The organism is Kitasatospora sp. NPDC127116, assembly GCF_042677365.1.
In the GTDB taxonomy this organism is placed as follows: domain Bacteria; phylum Actinomycetota; class Actinomycetes; order Streptomycetales; family Streptomycetaceae; genus Kitasatospora; species Kitasatospora lactacystinica.
Genome location: NZ_JBHXTL010000223.1, coordinates 1 through 9,187 on the forward strand (window position 1 = coordinate 1; position 9,187 = coordinate 9,187).

At 72.0% G+C, this 9,187-nt stretch carries 5 protein-coding genes; all 5 read right to left on the reverse strand.

All coding sequences use genetic code 11. The features are described 5' to 3' along the window. Window positions 1-85: 85 nt before the first annotated feature. The 5 genes from serA to ACFVHV_RS42220 all read right to left on the reverse strand — a co-directional run bounded on the left by serA (window position 86) and on the right by ACFVHV_RS42220 (window position 8,714). A complete protein-coding gene (gene serA / locus ACFVHV_RS42200) occupies window positions 86-1,666 on the reverse strand; it encodes a phosphoglycerate dehydrogenase (protein ID WP_359901556.1) in 1,581 nt (526 codons plus the stop codon). 246 nt (window positions 1,667-1,912) lie between these two features. Beyond that, window positions 1,913-2,911: a ketol-acid reductoisomerase gene (gene ilvC / locus ACFVHV_RS42205; RefSeq protein ID WP_359901553.1), complete on the reverse strand. Its 999-nt coding sequence runs from the start codon at window positions 2,909-2,911 to the stop codon at window positions 1,913-1,915. Window positions 2,912-3,015: 104 nt separating this feature from the next. After that, on the reverse strand, window positions 3,016-3,540 hold the full coding sequence (gene ilvN, locus ACFVHV_RS42210) for an acetolactate synthase small subunit (protein WP_049657946.1): 525 nt from the start codon (window positions 3,538-3,540) through the stop codon (window positions 3,016-3,018). A gap of 37 nt (window positions 3,541-3,577) precedes the next feature. Beyond that, window positions 3,578-5,431 (reverse strand): acetolactate synthase large subunit, encoded by a 1,854-nt coding sequence (locus tag ACFVHV_RS42215; protein ID WP_359901550.1) that lies wholly within the window; start codon window positions 5,429-5,431, stop codon window positions 3,578-3,580. Between the two features lie 331 nt (window positions 5,432-5,762). Continuing rightward, window positions 5,763-8,714, reverse strand: a complete 2,952-nt coding sequence (locus ACFVHV_RS42220; protein WP_359901570.1) for an EAL domain-containing protein — start codon at window positions 8,712-8,714, stop codon at window positions 5,763-5,765. Window positions 8,715-9,187: the final 473 nt, after the last annotated feature.

The following is a 9,187-nucleotide window of genomic DNA, read 5'->3' on the forward strand; positions in this document are numbered from 1 at the left end:
CTGTGCGGGGCGACACCGGGGACACCGCCGCGGGGCCGGGACCGCCTTTCCACGGGCGGGCCGGGCCCTGCTGGAGCCGGGAGGGTCAGCCCAGGTCGACCGAGCGCGCGAAGTGGGCGCCGATCTCGGCGGCGATGGCCGACAGCACCTCCTGCGGGATCTCGGTGTCCACGGTGATGGAGGCCAGCGCGTTGCCGCCGTCGCGGGCGACCTGCATGCCGGCGATGTTGATGCCCGCGTCGCCGAGGTGGCGGCCGAGCACGCCGACCACGCCGGGGCGGTCCTCGTACTTGAAGAAGGCCATGTGGTCGGTGAGCGCCACGTCCACGTCGAAGGCGTCCACGCCGACGATCTTCTGGGTCTGCTTGGGGCCGGCCAGCGTGCCGGAGATGGCGATCTCCTCGCCGCCCCCGAGCGTGCCGCGGACGGTGATCACGTTGCGGTGCTCGGGGCTCTCGCTGGAGGTGGTCAGCCGGACCTCGACACCGCGCTCCTGGGCGAACAGCGGGGCGTTGACGTAGGACACCGTCTCCGCCACCACGTCCTCGAACACGCCCTTCAGCGCGGACAGTTCGAGCACCTTCACGTCGTGCTGGGTGATCTCGCCGCGGACCTCGACGTCGAGGCGGACGGCCACCTCGCCGGCCAGCGCGGTGAAGATCCGGCCGAGCTTCTCGGCCAGCGGCAGGCCCGGGCGGACGTCCTCGGCGATCACGCCGCCCTGGACGTTCACCGCGTCCGGCACCAGCTCGCCGGCCAGCGCGAGGCGCACCGACCTGGCGACCGCGATGCCGGCCTTCTCCTGCGCCTCGTCGGTGGAGGCGCCCAGGTGCGGGGTGGCGACCACGTTGTCGAAGGCGAACAGCGGGGAGTCGGTGCACGGCTCCTTGGCGTACACGTCCAGGCCGGCGCCGGCCACCCGGCCGTCGCGCAGCGCGCTCGCCAGCGCCTCCTCGTCCACGATGCCGCCGCGGGCGGCGTTCACGATGCGGACGGTCGGCTTGACCTTGTGCAGCGCCTCGTCGCCGATCAGGCCGATGGTCTCCGGGGTCTTGGGGAGGTGGACGGTGATGAAGTCCGAGACCTCCAGCAGCTCCTCCAGGGTGACCAGCTTGACGCCCATCTGCGCGGCGCGGGCGGCCTGGATGTAGGGGTCGTACGCGACGATCTTCATCCCGAACGCGGACATCCGCTGGGCGACCAGCACGCCGATCCGGCCGAGGCCGACGACACCGAGGGTCTTCTCGCTCAGCTCGACGCCGGTGTACTTGTTGCGCTTCCACTCGCCCTGCTTGAGCGCGGCGTTGGCCGGCGCGATGTTGCGGGCGACGGAGATCAGCAGGCCGCAGGCGAGCTCGGCGGCGGTGACGATGTTGGAGGTCGGCGCGTTGACGACCATCACGCCGGCCTTGGTGGCGGCGGAGACGTCCACGTTGTCCAGGCCGACACCGGCCCGGGCGACCACCTTGAGCTTGCGGGCGACGGCCAGCGCCTCGGCGTCGACCTTGGTGGCGGAGCGGATCAGGATCGCGTCGACGTCGGCGATCGCGGTGAGCAGCTCGGTGCGGTCGGCGCCGTTGCAGTGGCGGATCTCGAAGTCGGGGCCGAGGGCGTCGACGGTGGCGGGCGAGAGCTCTTCGGCGATCAGTACAACGGATTTGCTCACGACAGTGGGGTCCTTAACTGTCCGGTTCCCCCGGGCACGTAGGTGGCGTGGAGGGCGGGGGAAGGTGGCATGCCGCGTAGGTAGACGCACGACGCTGTGGGCCTGACGCGCACTCGGAGTGTATCGACGGGCTGGGTAGCGGGCTGCTCCCGTCCGGCGAAATCACCCGGACGAGAGCAGCCTACTTGTACAAGGGAGTTACAAAATCGGGGCCGGCGGCGCAGCCGGTACCGGCCCGGAAGGGGGTCAGGCCTTCTCGTTGACCCAGCTCATCAGCGAGCGCAGCTTCTTGCCGGTGGTCTCCAGCAGGTGGTCCTCGTCGGCCTTCTTGTACTCGTTGTACTTGGGCAGACCCGCCTTGTACTCGGCGATCCAGGTGTTGGCGAAGGTGCCGTCCTGGATCTCGGCGAGGACCTTCTTCATCTCGGCCTTGGTGGCGTCGGTGATGATCCGCGGGCCGGTGACGTAGTCGCCCCACTCGGCGGTCTCGGAGACCGACCAGCGCATCTTCTCCAGGCCGCCCTCGTACATCAGGTCGACGATGAGCTTCAGCTCGTGCAGGCACTCGAAGTAGGCGATCTCCGGCTGGTAGCCGGCCTCGACCAGGGTCTCGAAACCGGCCTTCACCAGGGCGGCGGTGCCACCGCAGAGGACGGCCTGCTCGCCGAACAGGTCGGTCTCGGTCTCCTCGGTGAAGGTGGTCTTGATGACGCCGGCCTTGGTGGCGCCCAGGCCCTTGGCGTACGACAGCGCCAGGGCGAAGGCGTTGCCCGAGGCGTCCTGCTCGACCGCGACGATCGCGGGGACGCCGCGGCCCTCCTCGTACTGGCGGCGGACCAGGTGGCCCGGGCCCTTCGGGGCGACCATGCAGACGTCGACGTCCGCCGGGGGCTTGATGAAGCCGAAGCGGATGTTCAGGCCGTGGCCGAAGAACAGGGCGTCGCCGGCCTTCAGGTGCGGGGCGATGTCGGCCTCGTAGACGTCGGCCTGGATCGGGTCCGGCACCAGGATCATGATGACGTCGGCCTCGGCCGCCGCCTCGGCCGGGGTGACGACGCGCAGGCCGGCCTCCTCCGCCTTGGCGCGGGACGTGGACTCCGGCTTCAGGCCGACCCGGACGTCGGCGCCGGAGTCGCGCAGCGACAGCGCGTGGGCGTGGCCCTGGCTTCCGTAGCCGATGACCGCGACCTTGCGGCCCTGGATGATGGACAGGTCGGCGTCGTCTTCGTAGAACAGCTCGGCCACGGGGGCACATCTCCTTGCGTGATGGTTGCCGGGTACGCGGTGCTCACCGTATGCGCACGCGGCGGGGGTTTGGGTCTTTGCGTCAGGGTTTGAGACGGCGCTGTTTACGCGCTGCGGTCCAGGGCGCGCAGCGAGCGGTCCGTGATGGAACGCGCGCCGCGGCCGATGGCGACCAGGCCGGACTGGACCAACTCCTTGATGCCGTAAGGCTCCAGCATCCGGAGCATGGCCTCCAGCTTGTCCGAACTGCCGGTGGCCTCGATGGTCACCGCTTCGGGCGACACGTCGACGGTCTTGGCACGGAACAGCTGGACGATCTCGACGATCTGCGACCGGGTCTCGTTGTCGGCGCGGACCTTCACCAGGACCAGTTCCCGCTGGATCGCAGCGGACTGGTCGAGTTCGACGATCTTTATCACGTTCACGAGCTTGTTGAGCTGCTTGGTGACCTGTTCCAGCGGGAGGTCCTCGACGTTGACCACGATCGTCATCCGGGACACGTCCGGATGCTCGGTCGAGCCGACGGCGAGGGAGTCGATGTTGAAGCCCCGACGGGAGAACAGGGCGGCGATGCGGGCGAGCACGCCGGGCTTGTTCTCGACCAGGACGGAGAGGGTGTGCTTGGACATGGGATTCCTCAGTCGTTCTGGAAACTGCAGGGGCTGGTCAGTCGAGGTCGTCGCCGAAGTCGGGGCGCACGCCCTTGGCGAACTGGATCTCGTCGTTGCTGGTGCCGGCCGCGACCATCGGCCAGACCATGGCGTCCTGATGGACGATGAAGTCGATGACCACCGGGCGGTCGTTGATCTCCATCGCCTGCTTGATGACCGCGTCGAGGTCCTCGGGGCGCTCGCAGCGCAGGCCGACGCAGCCCATCGCCTCGGACAGCAGGACGAAGTCGGGGATCCGGGTGCCCTGGGCCGGCGGCTCGATGCCGTCGTGGCCGGGGCCGGAGTGCAGCACGGTGTTGGAGTAGCGCTGGTTGTAGAACAGCGTCTGCCACTGCCGGACCATGCCCAGCGAACCGTTGTTGATGACCGCGACCTTGATCGGGATGTCGTTCAGGGCGCAGGTGACCAGCTCCTGGTTGGTCATCTGGAAGCAGCCGTCGCCGTCGATGGCCCAGACCGCGGTCTCCGGGCGGCCGGCCTTGGCGCCCATCGCCGCGGGGACGGCGTAGCCCATCGTCCCGGCGCCGCCCGAGTTGAGCCAGGTGCCCGGCTTCTCGAACTGGATGAACTGCGAGCTCCACATCTGGTGCTGGCCCACGCCCGCGGCGTAGATGGCCTCGGGGCCGACCAGCCGGCCGATCCGCTCGATGACCTGCTGCGGCGAGAGCTGCCCGTCCGGGGCCGGCTCGTAGCCGAGCGGGTAGGTCTTCTTCCACTCGTCGAGCCGCTCCCACCACTCGGTGTAGTCGCCCCGGTGGCCGGCGTCGAACTCGGCCTGGACGGCGACGATCAGATCGGCGAGCACCTCGCGGGCGTCGCCGACGATCGGCACGTCCGCCGGGCGGTTCTTGCCGATCTCGGCCGGGTCGATGTCGGCGTGGACGACCTTGGCGCCGGGGGCGAAGCCGTCCAGCTTGCCGGTGACGCGGTCGTCGAAGCGGGCGCCCAGGGTGAACAGCAGGTCCGCCTTCTGGAGCGCGGTGACGGCCGGGACGGAGCCGTGCATGCCGGGCATGCCCAGGTGCTGGGGGTGGCTGTCCGGGAAGGCGCCGAGCGCCATCAGGGTGGTGACCACCGGGGCGCCGGTCAGCTCGGCGAGGATCCGCAGCTCGGCGGTGGCCTGCGCCTTGAGCACGCCGCCGCCGACGTACAGCACCGGACGCTTGGCGCCGACCAGCATCTTCGCGGCCTCGCGGATCTGCTTGGCGTGCGGCTTGGTCACCGGGCGGTAGCCGGGCAGCGCGGTCTCGACCGGCCAGCGGAAGGTGGTGGTCGCCTGGAGCGCGTCCTTGGCGATGTCGACCAGGACCGGGCCGGGGCGGCCGGTGGCGGCGATGTGGAAGGCCTCCGCGATCACCCGGGGGATCTCGGCCGGGTCGGTGACCAGGTAGTTGTGCTTGGTGATCGGCATCGTGATGCCGCAGATGTCCGCCTCCTGGAAGGCGTCGGTGCCGATCGCCTTGGAGGAGACCTGGCCGGTGATCGCGACGACCGGCACCGAGTCCATGTAGGCGTCGGCGATCGGGGTGACCAGGTTGGTCGCGCCCGGACCGGAGGTCGCCATGCAGACCCCGACCCGGCCGGTGGCCTGGGCGTAGCCGGTGGCGGCGTGACCGGCGCCCTGCTCGTGGCGGACCAGGATGTGGCGCACCTTGACGGAGTCCATCAGGGGGTCGTACGCGGGAAGGATGGCCCCGCCCGGAATGCCGAAGACGGTGTCCGCGCCCACGGCCTCCAGGGAGCGGATGAGCGACTGGGCGCCGGTCATGGTCTCGACGACGTGCTGGGGAGCGGGAGCGTTGGCGGCCGGGTTGTCCCCGCGGCGGGGGGATGCGGCGTGCTCAGTCATCTGCCTGTCTCTTCTCGGGATTTGCCGACCAGGTGCTGCGGGCCCCGGTGCTGCGAGGGTGGGGTCCCGGTCCGGGCCGAGCGCCGGCTCTGCCTCAATCGTCCCGCTCGATCCGACAAGTCGGACATGCTCGGGCGGCCGAGGCCAGGGGTCTTGCGGAGGTGGAACAGCGTCAGTGCAACAAAAAACCCCTCGTGCCCAAGGGCATGCGAGGGGTGGCGCGTCGGTCTGTCACGAGCAGGGCGTACGAGCCCACTCAGCCGACGCGCCCGCCAAGTACGAGAATTCGGGTGCGCATGGCAACGACCTTCCTCCCGTCCGGGGCGGCATGTCAAGCAGGTGGGACGACCGTCTCGCCATGCGGACCTCCCGGCGGACCAGTGACGGCACGGTGTTCGGGCAGGTCAGAGCCGCCATGGTGATGTGCGCCACGTCCCGGCGCGGCGTCCGTGCGGCCGCTCGTACGGCCACTCGTCCGGGTGTCGTCGGCGGCGGGAGGGTACGCGCGGCGGGCCGGGACCGGGCCCGCCGGCGCGGGCACCGGGTAGCCGCGGCGGGCCAGCGCCCGGCGCAGCCGGGGCTCGTCCAGCGGCGGGGCGAAGGCCGAGCCCTGGGCCTGCCCGCAGCCCAGCTCCTGCAGCGCGGAGACCTGGCGGGGCAGGTCCACCCCCTCGGCGGCGGTGGCCATCCCGAGGTCGCGGCCGAGCCGCAGCACGTGCCCGGCCAGGGTGCGGCTGAGCGCGGACTCGCCGAGGTCCTGGACGAGCGTGCGGTCCAGCTTGAGCCCGTCCAGCGGCAGCCGGGCGAGGGCGCCGAGCGAGCCGCCGCCGGCGCCGTACCCGGCCAGCCAGGTGGAGACGCCCAGCCCGCGCAGGGCGGAGAGCCGGCGGCCGAGCTCGTCGGCGAGCGAGTCCGGGCCCATCCGGGCCACCTCGATCACCAGCTCGTCGGCCGGCAGCCCGCTGTCGCGCAGCGCCGCGGCCACCGTCTCGTACAGGCCGGGCGAGCAGAGCCGTTCCACGGAGAGCCGCACGGCCACCGGGACGGGCTCCGGCGCGCCGCGGCCCCGGCCCGGCAGGGTGCGCCGCTCGACGGCCGCGCTGACCGCCTCCAGGACCAGCCAGCGGGAGAACCGGGTGGCCGCGTCGCCGTGCTCGCTCGAACGCAGGAACTCGGCCGGGGTGAGCAGCAGGCCGCCCACCGAGCGCCAGCGGGCCTGCGCCTCGACGCCGGTCACCGCGCCGCTGCGCAGGTCCACCACGGGCTGGTGGAGCAGCGTGAAGCCACCCTCCCTCACCGCCATCCGCAGCCGCTCCTCCAGTTCGGTGCGGCGCTCCAGGTCGGCCCGCATCGCGGGGGTGTAGAGCACCACCCGGCCCTTGCCCTCGGACTTGGCCCGGTACATCGCGAGGTCGGCGTTGCGCATCAGCTCGTCGGCGGCGACCCTGGGGTCGGCCGCCGGGCCGCGCTCGGGGGTGCCGAAGGCGATGCCGATGCTGGCGGCGACGCCGAGTTCGGCACCGCCGATCCAGTACGGCTCGGAGAGCGCGAGGCGCAGCCGCTCGGCCAGCTCCTGGACCTGGAGGCGGCCGAGCGGGCCGCAGACCAGCGCGGCGAACTCGTCGCCGCCGAACCGGGCGACGGTGTCCCCGCAGCGGACGGCGCTCTGGAGCCGGCGGGCGGCCTGCACCAGCAGTTCGTCGCCGACCTGGTGCCCGGCGGTGTCGTTGACCGCCTTGAAGCCGTCCAGGTCGAGGAAGAGCACCGCGATCCCGGCGCCCGTCCCGCCCTGCTGGCCGCGGGCGCCGAGGGCGGCCCGCAGCCGCTGGGTGAACAGCGCCCGGTTGGGCAGGTCGGTGAGCGGGTCGTGGAAGGCGTTGTGCTGCAACTGGGCCTGGAGCATGACGCGTTCGGTGACGTCCCGGCTGTTGAGCAGCAGGCCGTCGCGATGTCTGCTGACGGTGGACTCGACGTGCAGCCACTCGCCGGCGCCGGAGCTGATCCGGCACTCGACCCGGGCGGAGAGCTCGGCGCCGCCGGGGCTGCGGTGGGTGGTGAGCCGGACCCTGGCGAGGTAGCGGCGGACCTCGGCGAGCACCCGGCCGACGTCCTCGGGGTGGACCAGGTCCAGCAGGTTGCCGCCGACCAGCTGCTCCGGGTCCCGGCCGTAGACGCCGAGCGCGGCCGGGGAGACGTAGGAGAGCACGCCGTTGGCGCCGGCGATCATGATGACGTCGCTGGAGCCCTGCACCAGGGAGCGGAAGTGCGCCTCCTTGTGGGCGAGTTCCTGGGCCAGCGACAGGTTGTCCAGGAGCATCACGCCCTGCCGGAGGATCAGCGCCAGCCCGACGGTGCAGGCCGCCGCGGCCACCACGCGGTCCAACTCCCGTCCGCCGAGGGCGTTGTAGAGGATTCCGGCGGTGCAGACCGCGGCGGCTGCGTACGGCGTCAGCGCGCTGAAGGTGGTGGCCACCCGGCGGTGCGGCAGGCCGCCGGCCGAGGGGTGCTCGCGCAGCGGGCGGCGCCAGCGCGGCGACCACGGCGCCCAGGCCAGCAGCAGGCTGCCGGCGAACCAGCCGGCGTCCAGCAGCTCGCCCGAGTGGTAGTTGCTGCGCAGTTCCGGGGAGGTGAACAGGGCGTCGCAGGTGACGGTGACGGCGAGCGCCACCATCGCCGTGTGCACCGCCGCCCGGTTGCCGTCCCGGCCGCCGAAGCGCAGCCCGACCACCAGGCTGACCAGCAGGATGTCCAGCACCGGGTAGGCCAGGTTGAGGGCCAGGCGCAGCGGTGAGCCGTCCTCGCCGGCCGCGATCCGGCCGAGTGCCAGGCTCCAGCTGAGGGTGAACAGCGAGCCGGCGATCAGCCAGCCGTCGAGCAGCAGGCAGAGCCAGCCGGCCGCCGTGCGCGGGTGCTGGGCGAGCACCAGGACGCCGGTGATGGCGAGCGGGGCGAAGAGCAGGAAGGCGTACTCGGCGAGCGAGTCCCGGGGCAGCGCGGTGCGCACGACCAGCTCGTACCAGCCCCAGGTGCCGTTGCCGAAGGCGACCATGAGCGAGGAGAGGCCGAACAGCAGCCAGGCCGGGCGGGCGTGCCCGCCGACCGTGCAGCCGTACACCAGACAGGACAGCGCGGCCGCCAGGGCCGCCGCGGCCAGTCCGAAGTCGCCCATGAAGACGGACAGTTGGTGTGATCCCCAGCCGGCGGCGGCGCCCGCGGCGTAGGCCAGGCAGAGTGCGCCCAGGACGAACCCGGGCAGGGTGCGGCTGGCCCGGAGCCGGCACAGCGGGCTGCGGCGGGCGGGTGCGGGCACGTCGGCGGCGGACGTGTCGGTGTGCGGTGCCTCCGGCCGTCCGGTTCCGGGCAGCACCGTTTCGGTGGAGCTCACTCGGCCTCTCCCCCTCCGGCCCGGGGCCTCGCGCCCCGGCCACGGACCACCGGCCGCGCACCTCTCGGACGTACGCGGTGGCCTGGCGCCCCGTCAGGACGGCGGCCCAGGGGGTGGGCGGCCTGCCGGTCGCCGCACCGTACCGATGCTCCCAAAATGGACCCTACACCAATCCCGTCACTCAATGACACGCACACTCAACTTAGAGTAATGGCGAAAGGGTGGGGAAATGCCCCCTATTCCTACGGATCGGCCCGGTTGGCGGCGGCGCGCGGGCGGGGGCTCACGCGGCGCGCACGGGAGCACGCAGCAGCGCCCGAACACCGGTTCCAGGACGGACGAACGGCGGCCCCGGACCGGTCGGAACCGGT